General features: G+C 67.2%; 12 protein-coding genes. 6 read left to right on the top strand and 6 right to left on the bottom strand.

Annotated features, from left to right (window positions below; translation table 11 throughout):
- The first annotated feature begins 14 nt into the window (after positions 1-14).
- Positions 15-1,397 (top strand): efflux transporter outer membrane subunit, encoded by a 1,383-nt coding sequence (locus HBF26_RS06750; protein ID WP_205287597.1) that lies wholly within the window; start codon positions 15-17, stop codon positions 1,395-1,397.
- A 71-nt stretch (positions 1,398-1,468) separates the two neighbouring features.
- Here HBF26_RS06750 and tal read toward each other — a convergent pair whose 3' ends face one another.
- From tal to HBF26_RS06735, 3 genes are all read right to left on the bottom strand, one after another.
- Entirely contained in the window at positions 1,469-2,422 is a 954-nt protein-coding gene (tal, locus tag HBF26_RS06745; protein ID WP_167030781.1) for a transaldolase, read from the bottom strand.
- 137 nt (positions 2,423-2,559) lie between these two features.
- A complete protein-coding gene (locus HBF26_RS06740; RefSeq protein ID WP_167124315.1) occupies positions 2,560-4,734 on the bottom strand; it encodes a primosomal protein N' in 2,175 nt (724 codons plus the stop codon).
- A gap of 370 nt (positions 4,735-5,104) precedes the next feature.
- Positions 5,105-6,274: a DUF3667 domain-containing protein gene (locus tag HBF26_RS06735; RefSeq protein ID WP_167124313.1), complete on the bottom strand. Its 1,170-nt coding sequence runs from the start codon at positions 6,272-6,274 to the stop codon at positions 5,105-5,107.
- 90 nt (positions 6,275-6,364) lie between these two features.
- Between HBF26_RS06735 and HBF26_RS06730 the strand changes: the two genes are divergently transcribed.
- A complete protein-coding gene (locus HBF26_RS06730) occupies positions 6,365-7,753 on the top strand; it encodes an MATE family efflux transporter (RefSeq protein ID WP_167124311.1) in 1,389 nt (462 codons plus the stop codon).
- Positions 7,754-7,805: 52 nt separating this feature from the next.
- Positions 7,806-9,725: a signal peptide peptidase SppA gene (gene sppA / locus HBF26_RS06725; RefSeq protein ID WP_167124309.1), complete on the top strand. Its 1,920-nt coding sequence runs from the start codon at positions 7,806-7,808 to the stop codon at positions 9,723-9,725.
- Between the two features lie 37 nt (positions 9,726-9,762).
- Here sppA and HBF26_RS06720 read toward each other — a convergent pair whose 3' ends face one another.
- Positions 9,763-9,975, bottom strand: a complete 213-nt coding sequence (locus tag HBF26_RS06720) for a hypothetical protein (RefSeq protein WP_167124307.1) — start codon at positions 9,973-9,975, stop codon at positions 9,763-9,765.
- 115 nt (positions 9,976-10,090) lie between these two features.
- On the opposite strand from HBF26_RS06720, the gene HBF26_RS06715 reads away from it, so the two are divergent.
- Entirely contained in the window at positions 10,091-10,873 is a 783-nt protein-coding gene (locus tag HBF26_RS06715) for an SDR family oxidoreductase (protein WP_167124304.1), read from the top strand.
- A 33-nt stretch (positions 10,874-10,906) separates the two neighbouring features.
- On the top strand, positions 10,907-12,139 hold the full coding sequence (locus HBF26_RS06710) for an Hsp70 family protein (protein WP_167124302.1): 1,233 nt from the start codon (positions 10,907-10,909) through the stop codon (positions 12,137-12,139).
- Between the two features lie 16 nt (positions 12,140-12,155).
- Here HBF26_RS06710 and HBF26_RS06705 read toward each other — a convergent pair whose 3' ends face one another.
- Together HBF26_RS06705 and HBF26_RS06700 are read right to left on the bottom strand one after the other, a co-directional pair.
- The gene (locus HBF26_RS06705) at positions 12,156-12,797 is read right to left on the bottom strand and encodes a DUF4124 domain-containing protein (protein WP_484496943.1); all 642 of its coding nucleotides are present in this window, start codon (positions 12,795-12,797) and stop codon (positions 12,156-12,158) included.
- A 2-nt stretch (positions 12,798-12,799) separates the two neighbouring features.
- Positions 12,800-13,744, bottom strand: a complete 945-nt coding sequence (locus HBF26_RS06700; RefSeq protein ID WP_193569784.1) for a DegV family protein — start codon at positions 13,742-13,744, stop codon at positions 12,800-12,802.
- Between the two features lie 147 nt (positions 13,745-13,891).
- On the opposite strand from HBF26_RS06700, the gene HBF26_RS06695 reads away from it, so the two are divergent.
- Positions 13,892-14,677 (top strand): AMP nucleosidase, encoded by a 786-nt coding sequence (locus HBF26_RS06695; RefSeq protein ID WP_167124299.1) that lies wholly within the window; start codon positions 13,892-13,894, stop codon positions 14,675-14,677.
- Positions 14,678-14,702 lie beyond the last annotated feature (25 nt).

Here is a 14,702-nt window from a genome sequence, read left to right as displayed (position 1 = left end):
GAGCCGTGCTTTGCATGCTTCTGGCCGGCGGTCTTTCCGCCTGCTCCCTGGCGCCGGCATACAAGACCCCCGACGTGCCGACGGCCGCGCAGTACGCCAATGCCGACACCCCTTGGACAGAGGCCAGGCCGGCGGATCAGCTGGATCGGAACGGCTGGTGGAAGCTGTACGGCGACGCGCGCCTCGACGACCTGCAGACGAGACTGGTGGCGAACAATGCCACGCTCGCGGCGGCACTGGCGCATTACGAGCAGTCCGAAGCCTTCACGCGGCAAGTGCGTTCCGGTCTGTTCCCCCAGGTTGGCCTGAACGCGAGCGGCCAGCGCAATCGCGAATCCGACACTCGGCCGCTGCGTGGCGCGACATCGCCGAGCAACTATAACGCCTACACCATCGGCGCCCAGCTCGACTACGAGGTGGACCTCTGGGGCCGCGTGCGCGACAGCGTGGTTGCCGGCAAGGCGGAGGAGGCGGCCTCCGCCGCCGACCTCGCCTCCGTGCAGTTGAGCCTGCAGGCGCAGCTGGCCGACGATTACCTTCAGCTCAATGGATTCGACCGGCAGATCAAGGTGCTGAACGAAAGCATCGATGCGTTCACGCGTGCGCTTTCGCTCACGCAGTCTCGCCACGAGGGGGGGATTGCGTCCGGCCTGGACGTCGCGCGCGCGCAAACGCAGCTTTCGAATGCGAAGTCGCAGCTCACCCAGGCCCAGGCGCAACGCGCCCTCGTGTTGCACGCTATCGCCGTGCTCGTCGGCGACTCCGCGTCGAACTTCTCGCTGGCCACCGACGACGGGCAGGTGAAGGTGCCCACCATCCCTCTGGCGGTGCCGTCGGCTATCCTGCAGCGCCGTCCGGACATCGCCGCCGCCGAACGGCGCACCGCCGCCGCCAACGCCCGCGTGGGCATCGCGCGGTCGGCGTTCTTTCCGCAGTTGACGCTCGACGCGCAAGGCGGCTGGCAGAGCGACCGCTGGGCAAGCATCGCGACGGCACCGAACCGCTTCTGGGCCATTGGCCCCACGGTACTGTTGAATGTCTTCGACGGCGGCCGCCGCAAGGCGGCCGTGGAACAGGCGAAAGCCGCCACCGACGAAGCGGGCGCGCAATACCGCTCCGTGGTGCTCGATGCCTTCGCGCAGGTGGAGGACAACCTCACCTTGCTGCGCGACCTCGGCACGGCACTGGTGGACCAGCGCGCCGCCGCCGAGGCGGCGCAACGCTCGGTGGACCTGTCGCTCAATCGCTATCGCGAAGGTGCGGTCGGATATCTCGACGTGGTACAGGCGCAGACGGCGGCCCTGGACGCGCGACGCAGCGTGATCGACCTCGAAACGAGGCAGTTGCGCGCAAGCGTACAGCTCGTTCGCGCACTGGGTGGCGGTTGGCACGCGTGAGTTTGCGGAATAACTGACGCAAGAAGGGGCCTTTCGGCCCCTTCGTCGTCATTGCTGCGCTGCCTGAAGGTTCAGAGCTTGGCGCCGATCAATGCCTCGAGCTTGCGCTGATCGGCGGCAAACTTGCGGATGCCATCGGCAAGCTTGTCCGTGGCCATCGCGTTCTCGTTGTGGCCCCAGCGGAACTTGGCTTCGTCGATCTTCGCCTGCGCCGGTTCGCGGCGGCCGCTATCTTTCAGCGCGATCGGCAGCGGTGCGTCCGTTTCGTCGAGCTGCTTCAGCAGTTCGGGCGAAATCGTGAGCCGGTCGCAACCGGCCAGCGCCTGGATCTGGCCGATATTGCGGAAGCTGGCGCCCATCACCACGGTTTCGAAGCCGTGCAGCTTGTACCAGTCGTAGATGCGGCGCACGGACTGCACGCCCGGATCTTCCTCGGGAGCGTACGTCTTCTTGTCGGTGTGCTCGACGTACCAGTCGAAGATGCGGCCGACGAACGGCGAGATCAGGAACACGCCGGCCTCGGCACAGGCGACGGCCTGTTCGAAGCTGAAGAGCAGCGTGAGGTTGCAGTTGATGCCTTCCTTCTGCAGTTGCTCCGCCGCGCGGATGCCTTCCCACGTGGAAGCCAGCTTGATGAGGATGCGCTCGCGCTTGATACCGATGTCTTCATAGAAACCGACGAGGCGGCGCGCCTTCTCGATCGAGGCATGGGTGTCGAACGAAAGCCGGGCGTCGACCTCGGTGGACACGCGGCCGGGAACGATCTTGAGGATCTCGCGGCCGATCAATACGGAAAGACGGTCGCTCGCGTCGGTGAGCTGGCTGTCGCGGCTGTTGCTCTGCGACTTCGCCCAGTCCACGGCCTCAGTGATGTAGCCGGCGTACTCGGGAATGCCGGCGGCCTTCAGGAGCAGCGACGGGTTGGTGGTCGCGTCCTCCGGCTTGTACTTCTGCATGGCGGCGATGTCGCCCGTGTCGGCGACGACGGTGGTGAACTTGCGAAGCTGCTCGAGTTGGCTGGTCACGTTGGGGGTTCCGTTACCTGGTAAGAGGTCTATTGTCGCGCCGAACGCGGAGCAAATGTAGGCATCCATACGTTTCGGTTCAGAGATATCCAACAGGTGTGAGCAAGATGCATCCGATTCAACCGTCGTGGCATCGGTCAGTACAGGTCGATCGGGTCCACGTCGAGCGACCAGCGCACCTTGCGCGCGGCCGGCAGCCCGGCGAGCGCCTGTCGCCATGCGCGCAGGAAGGCATGCAGGCGCGCCCGCGTGCCGGCTTCCACCAGCAACTGGCCTCGATGGCGGCCCGCGCGAAGCGGCATGGGCGCCGGCATGGGCCCTGCCACGCGCAGGTCGCCCGGATCGCCGATGGCCCTGTGCGCCTCTGAGAGGAACGCGTCCACCTCGGCACGCCCCAGCGCATCCGCGCGCAGCAGCACCTGGTGGGAATATGGGGGCAGGTCGAGGAGACGGCGTTCTTCGAGCAGGCCCTCGGCCACGGCGGGATAACCGCCGCGAAGGAGGGCGTGCAGCATCGCGTGGTCGGGGTGGTGTGTCTGGAGGAGCACGCTTCCGGGCTTGCTGGCCCGTCCAGCCCTGCCGGCCACCTGGACCACCAGCTGGGCCAGTCGTTCGCCCGCGCGGAAATCCACGCTGTGCAGGCCCTCGTCCACCCCCACGATGGCGACCAGCGTGAGGTTCGGCAGATCATGACCCTTGGCGAGCATCTGGGTACCGACCAGGATCGCCGGTTTGTCCTCGCGCAGGCCGTCGAGGATGTCGCCGAAGGCGTCGCGCCGCCGTGTGGTCTCGCGGTCGATGCGGACGACGGGAACCTCCGGGAAGCGCTCCACAAGCGCCTCTTCCAGGCGCTCCGTGCCCTGGCCCTGGGGGCTGAGGTTCGCCGAGCCGCAGGCGGGGCAGGCGGACGGCACCGGCATCGTGTTGTCGCAGTGGTGGCAGACCAGCCTGCGTCGGCCTGCATGCAGGGTCATGGGCCGTTCGCAGCGTGGGCAGTCCGCGTGCCAGCCGCAGTCGTGGCACAGCAGCACGGGGGCGTATCCGCGGCGATTGCGGAAGACGAGCGCCTGTTCGCCGCGTTCGACGCAAGCGGCAACGGCGTGCACGAGCGTGGGCGACAAGCCGTGGTCGAGCCGTTGCGCGCGCATGTCGACGATCTGGACCCGGGTGGGCTGCGAGGCACCGGGGCGCGCTCGCAGTACCAGCCGCGTGTAGCGGCCGGCCTGCACGTTGGCCAGCGTCTCCAGCGACGGTGTCGCCGAACCCAGCACCACAGGCACGCCCAACGTGCGCGCCCTGAACACGGCGAGGTCCCGCGCGTGGTAACGGAATCCTTCCTGCTGTTTGTAGGACGGGTCGTGCTCCTCGTCCACGACGATGAGACCCGCGTGGGGGAGTGGGGTGAACACCGCGGAGCGTGTTCCCAGGACGACGCGCGCGCTGCCGTCGCGTGCCCTGAGCCATGCCCGTGCGCGTTCGCCTTCGGCAAGGTTCGAGTGCAGTACCTCGACGGCCACGCCCAGGCGTTCGCGAAGCCGGCGGACCGTCTGCGGCGCGAGGCCGATCTCCGGCACCAGCAGCAGCGTTTGCCGCCCTTCGGCCAGGGCCCTTTCGATCAGGGCGAGGTAGACCTCGGTCTTGCCGCTGCCGGTGACGCCGTCCAGGAGGTAGGGACGGAACGCACCGAAGCCTTCGCCGATGGCGGCGACGGCAGCGGACTGCTCGTCGCTCAGGGCGGGGCCGGGGGCCGAAGGCGCGGGCAGGGTGGCTCCCTCGAACTCGATCCGCTCGACCAGGCCGCCTTCGAGCAGCCGGCGGGCAGCCGTGCGCCAACCGGGCAAGGCAGCCGTCAGGTCGTCGGCGGCCCGCGGCCCATGACGAAGTGCGTCGAGGAGCGCGGCGGAGCCGCCCTTGCGGCTTCCTGCGTCGAGCGCCGAGCGCCCCTGGACGGTGAGTGCCCAGGCTTCGATCCCCGTCGCGGGCAACGGCCGGGGCTCGCGCAAGGCCAGCGGCAGCGCGTTGGCGAAGGCCTCCCCTGGCGCGCCCGCCCAGTAGTCGGCGGCCCAGGCAAGGGTCGCCATCAGCTCGTCGTCGAGAAGGGGGAAGGGGTCGAGGACCTCGGCGATCCGTTTGAGGCGCGTCGCGCCCACGGCGGCCTCGGCGGTCGGGTCGATCACCACGCCCACCATTTCCCCGCGTCCGAAGGGCACCCGCACGCGCGCGCCCGTTCGCGCCTCGCCGTCCAGAGGCGGCAGGTAGTCGAAAAGGGTCGGCAAGGGCACCGGAAGGGCGACGCGGACGACGGCGTTCATGCGGAGCCTAGTTTATAGGGAGATGCCGATTTCGCTGGTCAATCATTGACCACTGCCACATGGGTTTGCCTGCAAGTGACGTGTACGGAGGGAGGAAGAAGCTGTAAGTGCCCGCGCCGCGACCGCTTTCCGTGTTATCCACAAGCGCTGTGGATAACTCTGTGGATGAGCCTCGGATGGGGGGCATCCAAGGCGCATGGTTGGGCCGTTCCGGTTAGCTTGGGTACATTTTAACCAAGCTGAAATGTACCATGATTTCAATCACTTGCGAATGGGTCGCAGAGGGCCGTCACCGGCTCTGCATTTTGTCTTGACAAACGCGAAGGGGCCCCGTCGCCTGTGCACAACCGCCCGCCGTTAGGAAAAAATCCTAGTGCGCCGCGCCAATCAGGGCTGCGACCGACAGGGCGAAAAGCAGCAGCCAGAAATAGACGCTGCCTATCAGCCAGTATTTCAGGAGGGTCATGGGCCAGCCCTGGCGATACACCCTCTTCTGCATGATCAGCAGGTAGACAGGCATCCACACCCACATGGCCGCCTGCACCAGCCCGATCGCCTTGCCCGCCAGTGCCACGTGGGGCTCGATCGCATGCTTCGCGAAGCCCAGCAGCATCAGCCCGAGCAGTGAGATGAAAAGGAAAGCGTGACTGTGCAGGGCGACGATCACGTGCTCCATGTAAAGGCGGCGCTTGAAGACATAGAACAGCTTCAGGATGAGCGCGAACACCGGGATCATCACCAGCAGCGTCTGCGGCAGCACCGAGAAGAATCCCTCGATGATGCGGCGGATCGCCTCGCTCTTGCCGGGACCGCCATCCATTACCTGGGCGATGTTGGCCTTGAAATGCGCGATGCCCAGGGCCAGGCGCCGTGTCATCACGTCCGGTAGCCAGGCGATGTCGACAACGGTTGGCCGCGAGAACCAGCTGTCCTTGTCCGCCTCGCGTGGCGCGAGGCCCGTTTCCGCGTTGGTGCCCGGAGCGATGGGCTCGGCCTTCAGTTCGGCCAGACGACGGTTCGCGGCGTCGCGCACCACCTGCTGGGTCAAGCCGATGGCGGCCTTGGCGGCGTCGGGCACGTCGGGCGCCGCCTTGGACGCTTCCAGTTCCTCCATCTGTCCCTGGTAGATCTTGCGCACCTCGTCGGCGGTGTCCGCCGCGTGCAGCGCCGCGACGTCGTCTTTCGCCGGCTTGGTACCGTAGAGGCCTTCGTCCAGGTGCGTGTCGCTGACCGCCAGGTGCATGAAGAAGAAAGCGAGCAGGCAGAAGACGAACATCAGCCGGAAAGGAGCGATGTAGCGCACCCGGCGGCCGGCGAAGTATTCCAGCGTTAGGAAGCCGGGCTTGGTGTACAGCGGCGGCAGGGTATGGACGATGCGTTCGTCCATGTGGAAGAAGAGGTCGCCGGCGTCCTCCAGCATGTGCGACACCGGCTTGATCACGCTCCGGATCGACTGGCCGCAGGCATGGCAGAACTCGCCCTGCAGCGCTTCGCCACAGTTGGCGCAAAGCAGGCCTGGCGACGGCGTGAGTTGATTCATCGCTTCTTCCCCCCGAGATTTTCCCCTTTCGGCTGCGGATGATGGCACGGCAACCGCTACAATGGGCGGCCATCCTTCGACTGCAGTCCCATGAGCATCGACCGCGCCCGCGCGCGCCGGGAGATCGGCGCCACCGTACGGCTGGCCCTGCCGATGATCGTCGCGCAACTTTCCGCCATCGGTACCAACGTGGTCGACGCGGTGCTCGCAGGACACCAGGCCGCGCACACGCAGGCATCGGTCGTGACCGGCGCCAGCATCTGGGTGCTCGCCATCGTCACCGGTATCGGCACGATGATGGCCGTACCCCCCACCGTGGCGCAGCTGGACGGCGCGGGCCGCCGCGGCGAAGTGGGGCCGGTGTTCCACCAGGCCCTGTACATCGCGTGGGTGCTGGGTGTGCTGCTCGGTATCGGCGTGTGGCATGCCTCGCCCCTGATGGTGCTTTTCGGCGTGGTGGAATCGATGCGCCCCGACGTGGAGGCATTCCTGCACGCCATCTGCTTCGCGGCCCCCGCGCTCACCACGTATTTCGCGTTGCGCGGCCTGTCCGAAGGCCTCTCGATGCCGCGGCCGTCCATGTACTTCAGCTTTGGCGGACTCGTTCTGCTGGCGCCGCTGGGCTACGTGCTGATGTACGGAAAGCTCGGCTTCCCTGTCATGGGCGCGCGGGGCAGCGGCATCGCCACGGCGGTGGTGCTCTGGGCGGAAATGCTCGGTTTCGCCACCTACGTGCTGAAGCACCGCAACTATCGTGACCTGAACCTGCGCGGACGCCTGGCGAAGCCCGATCTGCGCCAGATCGGCCCGTTGCTGCACATCGGCCTGCCGATGGCGGTCACCCTGCTCATGGAAGCGGGACTCTTCGTCGCCGTGGCGCTGCTGATCGGCCGCCTCGGGGAAACGGTCACGGCGGGTCACCACGTGGCGCTGAACGTGGCGTCCGTCGCCTTCATGATCCCGCTGGGCCTGTCGATGGCGATCACCGTGCGCGTGGGCAACGCGGCGGGACGGCGCGACGTCGCGGGCGTGCGCTATGCGGGCCTTTCCGGCATCGCGCTGGTGCTCGTCACGCAGTTCGTCTCATCCGGCGTCATGCTGGCCTTCCCGGGATCGATCGCGCGCCTCTACACGAGCGATGCCGGTGTCATCGCGATGGCGTCGCAACTGCTCGTGCTGGCTGGCTTCTTCCAGTTCTCCGACGGCATCCAGGTGGCGTCGAACGGCGCGTTGCGGGGGCTCAAGGACACCCGCGTGCCGATGGGCATCACCCTGTTCGCCTACTGGGTGGTGGGCATGCCGGTCGGCTGGTGGCTGGCGTTCCACCGGGACATGGGGGCGCGGGGCATGTGGATGGGCCTGATCGCCGGGCTCAGCATGGCCGCCATCCTCCTTTTCGCGAGATTCTGGCGCAGCAGTGCGAAAGGCGCCTGGCAGAACGATCCCGACACCGCGGCGCCCATGCCATTCCACACGTGATACCAACGGTCCGACGGGTTACGCTGCACACAATCCCGAAGGAACCACTTAGATGTCGGATCGTTACGACGCCGTGCCGCCGCCCCTGCCACATCGTCCGCAACCCGTTCCCCCGCCGCGCCGGCGGGGCGGCTTCGGCCGCTTCATGCTGGGCCTCGGTCGCGGTCTGAACATCACCCGGCTGGTGATCATCAACGCGATCTTCTTCGGTCTTCTCGCTGTTTTCCTGCTGCTCCTGTTCCTCGGCGGCCGGGCCGGCCAGGTGGACGACCGCACGGTGCTGGTGCTGGCCCCGGAGGGCGCGCTGGTGGAGCAGTACAGCGCCGACCCGCTGTCGCGCGCCATCGGCCGCATGACGGGCGACGGCGTGCAGCAGGTGCAGGTGCGCGACCTCGTCCGCGCCATCGACAGCGCGGCCACGGACGACCGCATCAGCCGCATCGTGCTGCGCCCCGACAAGCTGCAGGCCGGCGGCTTCGCGGCACTGCGCGAAGTCGGTGCGGCGCTCGACCGCTTCCGCAAGGCCGGCAAGCCCGTGCTCGTCTGGGCCGCCAGTCTCGAGCAGGGCCAGTACTACCTGGCCGCGCATGCCGACAAGATCTACATCGATCCCCAGGGCGGCGTCATGGCCGTGGGCCTCGCCAACTACCGTCTGTTCTACAAGGACATGCTCGACCGGCTCGGCGTGCAGGTGCACCTGTTTCGCGTAGGCCAGTTCAAGAGCGCGGCGGAGCCGTTCATCCTCGACCATGCCTCGCCCGAATCGAAGGAAGCCGACACGTACTGGCTGGGCGGCCTGTGGGGCACCTGGATCGACGAAGTGGCACGCATGCGCCATCTCGACCCCGCCGCCTTGCGCGCCGACATCGACGGTCTGGCCGAACGCGTGCGCGATGCGAAGGGCAGCCTCGCCCAGCTCGCGGTCGACGAGAAGCTCGCAGACGGCATCGCTACCGAGCAGCAGTTCGTGAAGATGCTTCGCGACGAGGGCGTGCCCGCTGGGAAGAAAGACCAGGGCTTCCGCCAGGTCGACCTGGCGTCGTACGTCGCCACGCAAGGCCTTTCCACCGTCGACGTGCTGCAGACGGGGCCGGGCGTCGCCGTCGTGGTGGCCGAGGGCGAGATCGCGGGAGGCAAGCAGGCGCAGGGCCGCATCGGCGGCGAATCCACGGCCGCCCTCATCCACGCCGTGCGCCTGGATCGGCGCACGAAGGCACTGGTACTCCGCGTGAACTCGCCGGGCGGCGAGGTCTACGCCGCCGAGCAGATCCGCCGCGAGGTGGAGCTCACCCGCGAGGCCGGCATTCCCGTGGTGGTATCGATGGGCGACGTGGCCGCGAGCGGCGGCTACTGGATCTCGATGAACGCCAACCGGATCTATGCCGAGCCCAACACCATCACCGGGTCGATCGGCATCTTCGGCATGTTCTTCACCGTGCCCGACACTCTCGCCAAGATCGGCGTGAAGAGCGACGGCGTGTCGACGAGCCCCCTGGCGGGCGCATTCGACATGACCCGGCCGCTCGATCCGAACGTGGGGGTGCTGATCCAGAGCATCATCGACAAGGGATACCGCGACTTCGTCGGCAATGTGGCGAAGGCGCGCGGCAAGGACTTCGCGGCCATCGACGCCATCGCGCAGGGCCGCGTGTGGACGGGCCAGCAGGCCCTGGATCGCGGCCTCGTCGACCGCCTCGGCAGTCTCGACGACGCGATCCGCGACGCGGCGGAACAGGCGGGGCTGGGCAAGAGCTTCAACGTACGGTACGCGGAGAAACCCATGGGCGCGTTCGAGCGCTTCCTCACCAGCATCGGCGACAGTTCCGAAGCGCGGGTGGCGATGTCGTGGGGCCTGCGCCTGCCGTCGTGGGTGGCCGAGCTGCCGAAGCTGGCGCCGGAGTGGTCGCTGTTCCGCAATGCCGAAGCGGGCAAGCCGCACGTGTACGCCTACTGCTTCTGCTCGCCTCGCTGAGCGCGGCCCCGAGAGCCGCCACGGCGGCTCGTTCGGGTCACTGCGTCTGGGCGTCGATATCCTTCGCCTGGGCCTTGGCTTGGTCGTCGACGGTCTTCTGCACGTCCTGCGCCTTCTTCTTCTGCGCCTCCAGCGAATCCCAGGGCGTCTCGGCCCTGGCCTGCGGCGTTGGCGGCTCGTGCGGCTGCGGCGGTTTCGAGCAGGCGGCGCAAGCGCCGATCAGAACAAGCAGCGGAAGGTAGCGGGCCATGTCGTGTCCTCCGGTATCGGGGCCGAGTCTGGTCCGGATGACGGTCCCGTGCAATCGGCGCGGACACATCCGACGTTCGATCCCTTACGATCGGCATAACGCACGGAGATGACACATGCACCCACGACTCGCCAGTTGGCGCCTCGACGGCCGTACCGCCCTCGTCACCGGGGCAAGCAAGGGCATCGGTTATGCGTGCGCGCGCGAACTGGCGGCTCTCGGTGCCGATGTCCTTCTCGTCGCGCGCGACGAACTGGCCTTGCAGGAGGTGCGCGACGAGCTCGCCGACGAATGCCCGGATGTCGAAGTGCTGGGCATGGCTGCCGACCTTTCCGATCACGAAGACTGCCTCGCCGTGTTCGACTGGGTGGCCGACCTGGGCGCGAACCTTTCCATTCTCGTGAACAACGTAGGCGGCAACTCGCCAAAGGCCACGCTCGACTATTCGGAAGACGAGTACCGGAGCCTGTTCGAGCTCAACGTGTTCTCCGCATACGAGATGAGCCGGGCGGCGTATCCGCACCTCGTGCAGCATGCGAACGCGGCCATCGTGAACGTGGGCTCGGTGTCGGGCATCGTGCACGTGCGCACCGGCTCGCCCTATGGCATGACCAAGGCCGCCTTGCACCAGATGACCCGCAACCTCGCCTGCGAATGGGCCGAGGACGGCATCCGCGTGAATGCCGTGGCGCCCTGGTACATCCGCACGCAGCGCAGCGAACCCGCGCTGGCCGATGCGGAATACCTGGAGGAAGTGCTCGACCGGACGCCGATGGGGCGCATAGGCGAGCCCGAGGAAGTCGCGGGTGCCGTGGCTTTCCTGTGCCTGCCGGCCGCGAGCTACGTGACGGGCGAGATTATCGCCGTGGACGGCGGATTCCTGCGCTACGGCTTCTGACGTTAGAATCGGGAGTTCCCCCGAGGAACTCCCATGCACATCGGTATCGATTTCGGCACGAGCTACACGGCCGCGGCGACCTTCGTCGACGGTGAGCTGACCCACGTCACCTTCGGCGACGCGAAGCAGTTCCGTACCGCCGTGTTCTTCCCCGAAGTGGTGCCCGACCCGACGAAACGCCGCGCGGCGGACACGGCGGCAGCGACCGTGGAAAGTTTCGAGGACGCCCTGTTCGGCGACGAGGCCGTCGCTGCCTATCTCGAATACGGCGACGGCAATCTGATCGAATCGCCGAAGTCGATGCTCGGATTCCGCATGGATGCGCAGGTACGCCGGGTGATCGTGCATATCGCCACCTACGTGCTCGAGCACATCCGCCTTGCCGCCAGTCGGCAGCTTGGCGAAAACGTGCGCACGGCGGTGATCGGCCGCCCCGTGCATTTCCGCAGTTCGATGGGCGAGAAGGGTTCCGAGCAGGCGGTGGAGATCATTCGCGAAGCGGCCGCCGTGGCGGGCTTCGACAGTGTCTCCTTCCTCGAAGAGCCCGCCGCGGCGGCGATGCACTACCACAAGCGCCTTTCGCATCGGCAGACCGCGCTCATCGTCGATATCGGCGGCGGTACCACCGACGTGGCCTTCGCCGAGCTGGGTGGCGACGAATTGCCGAGGATCGTGCGTACGTGGGGCCTGGCCAAGGGCGGTACCGACCTCGACGTGAACCTGAGCATGCGTGCCTTCATGCCGGAACTCGGCAACAACGTCACCCGTGTGCCGGTGCATCACTTCGTGGAAGCGGCAAGCGTGCACAACCTGCCCAAGCAGCGCGAGTTCCGCCGCCAGGACTATCGCTTCGTGGACGAGCCGTGGCGGTCCCGCCTGCAGGCGCTGCAACAGCCCGGTGCCACCACCCGCCTCAACCAGACGGCGGAACGCAGCAAGATCGCGCTGAGCAGTCGCGACCGGACCGAAGCGGATCTCGGCTTTCTCGACCCCGGACTGGGCGTGAGCATCGTGCGCGACGACATGAACGAGGCGGCCGAGCCCTTCGTCGAACGCATGCAGCGCCTGCTCGCCGAAGTGCGCGAGGAATGGCCGTCCGTGCCCGCCAGTATCTTTCTCACCGGTGGCACCTCGCGCTCGCCCATCGTGAAGGAGGCCGTCCGCCGGAGTTTCCCGGACATCCCGATGGTGGAAGGCGATCCCTCGCTGGGCGTGGTGTCGGGCCTCGCCGTTGCCGCGACGGAACGGGACGCCACCTCGGCCTGAGGCGTGGCGCCGGCGTTCAGTCGCAGCCTTGTAGCTGCTGGCGCAACTGCGCGTCCTTCGCTTCCAGCGGACCGCGTTCGCTCTTGAAGGCCTGGCGGATCGCGCGCTGGTTCGACTCCGCCTCGTCGCGCAGCGCGCCGCAGGCCTCGGCCGGCGACAGCTGCCGGCATTGGTCCTGTACCCATACGTAGTTGCTGGTGGCCACCGCGGCGGCATTGCCCTTGCCGCGGTTCAGTTCGGGCGCCGAGGCGATGGCCGCGCCGCGGCTTCCGTAGGTATCGGCGAGCGGCTGACTGACCGCACCCAACACACCCAGAGGCGCCATGTACGGCTGCGGTTCGCCATCGCGACTGGTGTATGGCTTGCCATCGGTGGCACGGATGCAGCCGAACAAGGTTGGCGGCGGCGTGAAAGCGCGGGCCGCGACCGGTGCGGCAGCGGGGCGTTCTTCGGCGGGCGGCGGCGGACGCGGAGCGGGTGATTCCGCCGGGGGAGCCGGGTCCGCCAACCGGATGGCTTGCTGCCGCTGGTCCCGCGCGCAGGGCGTTTGCTGGTAGATCGTGCGACCGCCGGCCTCGCACTTGTAGACGGTTTCGCCTGACGCGCCAGCGGTCGCGGCCAGCGCGATCGCGACCGCCGCGCCGCGCATCGCGCGCACGTTCAGAACTCCGCCACGTGGTCTTCGGAGGCCAACCCCAGCGTCATGGCGCCTTCCCCCACGTTCACCATGCCGGTGATACCCATGGGGCTTTCCAGTATCTGCACGCCCGCGTCTTCACAGGTGCGAACAAGCCGGCTGTAACCTGGAAGGTCGCGCATCTCGTCGAGGTCACCCCCGTAGCTCAGCGACAGCGAGGGCACCATCAGGCCCGCCTGCACGCGCTTCGCCGCGTACTCGAACAAGGCCAGAGCCCCCTGTTCGAAGCCACGGATCTTGCCGACCGGCCCCGTTTCGCCACGATGGGCGCGGAGGATGGGCTTGATGTCGAGCGCGGTGCCGAGCATCGAACTCAGGAAGCTGACGCTACGGTCGCCCTTGCTGCGGGCGCGAGACCGCAGATAGTTGAGGTCGCGCGGGAGCATGTAACCGTACGAGCAGTCGGCCACCTGCGCCGCCCGCTCGCGCACTTCGGCCGGCGATTTGCCCGCCTGGATCATGCGCACGGTTTCCGCAATGGCGGGGCCCGCGCCGGCGAAAATGTTCCGTGTGTCCACCACGCGCATCAGGAAGGGGCCGGAGCGCCCCACGGCCTCGCGCACGGGGCGGTAGTTCTTGAGGATGGCGAAGCTGGCCTTGATCACGTTGTCGTGAATGGGGCTGCGCGTGGCCATGATGGTGAGGCATACCACGCAGTCGTATTCCTTCACCAGGCGGTCGAGGAAGAGGGACTGCACGTCCTCCACCGAACTGGCCTCGGTTTCGGCCGAATGGCTCCGGCTGCCCAGCTTCCGGTCACGGAAGCGCTGGATCTCGGCCGGATCGCGGTCGTCCTTGAAGCGTTCGTCATCGACCTTTACCGCGATGGGCATCACCGCGATGTCGTTCCGTTCCAGAAAGTCCTGCGGCACGTCGCAGGCCGCATCGATCGCCACGCCGATCCGCATCGGCCACTCCCGCTCGAACCCCCCTGGGTTCCTTGAGGCCGATGCTACACTCGCAGAAATGAATTTGGCACTCCGCCGGCGTGGCGTCGCCGGTAACCGTGCCGTCGGCTTGAAGTCCACGACGGCGCATGCGCATCCGGATTCGACATGAAAACCAAGAACGAGATCGTCTCCAACTGGCTGCCCCGCTACACGGGCACACCCCTGGAGGCCTTCGGCCAGCACATACTGCTGACCAACTTCGGTCACTACGTGGACCGCTTCGCACATGAACACGGCGTGGAGGTGCGCGGCCGAGACCGGCCCATGCCCAACGCCACGGCCGACGGCATCACCCTGATCAACTTCGGCATGGGCAGCCCCAACGCCGCCACGATCATGGACCTCCTGAGCGTGATCGAACCCCAGGCCGTACTGTTCCTCGGCAAGTGCGGTGGCCTCAAGAAGAAGAACGCCATCGGCGACCTCGTTCTTCCGATCGCCGCCATCCGTGGGGAGGGCACGTCCAACGACTACCTGCTTCCCGAGGTGCCGGCGCTGCCCGCATTCCAGTTGCAGCGTGCCGTCTCCACCATGATCCGCGACCTCGGCCACGACTACTGGACCGGCACCGTCTACACGACCAACCGCCGCGTGTGGGAACACGACGACGCCTTCAAGGAATACCTGCGCCGCACGCGCAGCATGGCGATCGACATGGAGACCGCGACGATCTTCGCCGCGGGCTTCGCCAATCACATCCCCTGCGGGGCACTGCTGCTCGTCTCCGACCAGCCGATGATCCCTGAAGGCGTGAAAACCGAGACGAGCGACGCCGCCGTCACGGCCAACTTCGTCGAGCGGCACATCAAGGTCGGCGTGGAAGCGTTGAAGCTGGTACGCCGCCACGGTCGCAGCGTGAAGCACCTGCGCTTCGAGGACGACGGCGAATAGGCCAGGAAACCTGGCTCCGTTCCCG

This window comes from Luteibacter jiangsuensis (genome assembly GCF_011742555.1).
In the GTDB taxonomy this organism is placed as follows: Bacteria; Pseudomonadota; Gammaproteobacteria; order Xanthomonadales; family Rhodanobacteraceae; genus Luteibacter; species Luteibacter jiangsuensis.
This window is presented reverse-complemented; position numbering and strand designations above follow the sequence as displayed.

Bases quoted from the DNA above. Each gene is read 5' to 3' on its own strand.
- HBF26_RS06700 (WP_193569784.1), bottom strand. From the start codon at position 13,744: ATGCGGATCGGCGTGGCGATCGATGCGGCCTGCGACGTGCCGCAGGAC.
- HBF26_RS06715 (WP_167124304.1), top strand. From the start codon at position 10,091: ATGCACCCACGACTCGCCAGTTGGCGCCTCGACGGCCGTACCGCCCTC.
- HBF26_RS06720 (WP_167124307.1), bottom strand. From the start codon at position 9,975: ATGGCCCGCTACCTTCCGCTGCTTGTTCTGATCGGCGCTTGCGCCGCC.
- HBF26_RS06695 (WP_167124299.1), top strand. From the start codon at position 13,892: ATGAAAACCAAGAACGAGATCGTCTCCAACTGGCTGCCCCGCTACACG.
- HBF26_RS06735 (WP_167124313.1), bottom strand. From the start codon at position 6,274: ATGAATCAACTCACGCCGTCGCCAGGCCTGCTTTGCGCCAACTGTGGC.
- sppA (WP_167124309.1), top strand. From the start codon at position 7,806: ATGTCGGATCGTTACGACGCCGTGCCGCCGCCCCTGCCACATCGTCCG.
- HBF26_RS06740 (WP_167124315.1), bottom strand. From the start codon at position 4,734: ATGAACGCCGTCGTCCGCGTCGCCCTTCCGGTGCCCTTGCCGACCCTT.
- HBF26_RS06750 (WP_205287597.1), top strand. From the start codon at position 15: ATGCTTCTGGCCGGCGGTCTTTCCGCCTGCTCCCTGGCGCCGGCATAC.
- HBF26_RS06730 (WP_167124311.1), top strand. From the start codon at position 6,365: ATGAGCATCGACCGCGCCCGCGCGCGCCGGGAGATCGGCGCCACCGTA.
- HBF26_RS06710 (WP_167124302.1), top strand. From the start codon at position 10,907: ATGCACATCGGTATCGATTTCGGCACGAGCTACACGGCCGCGGCGACC.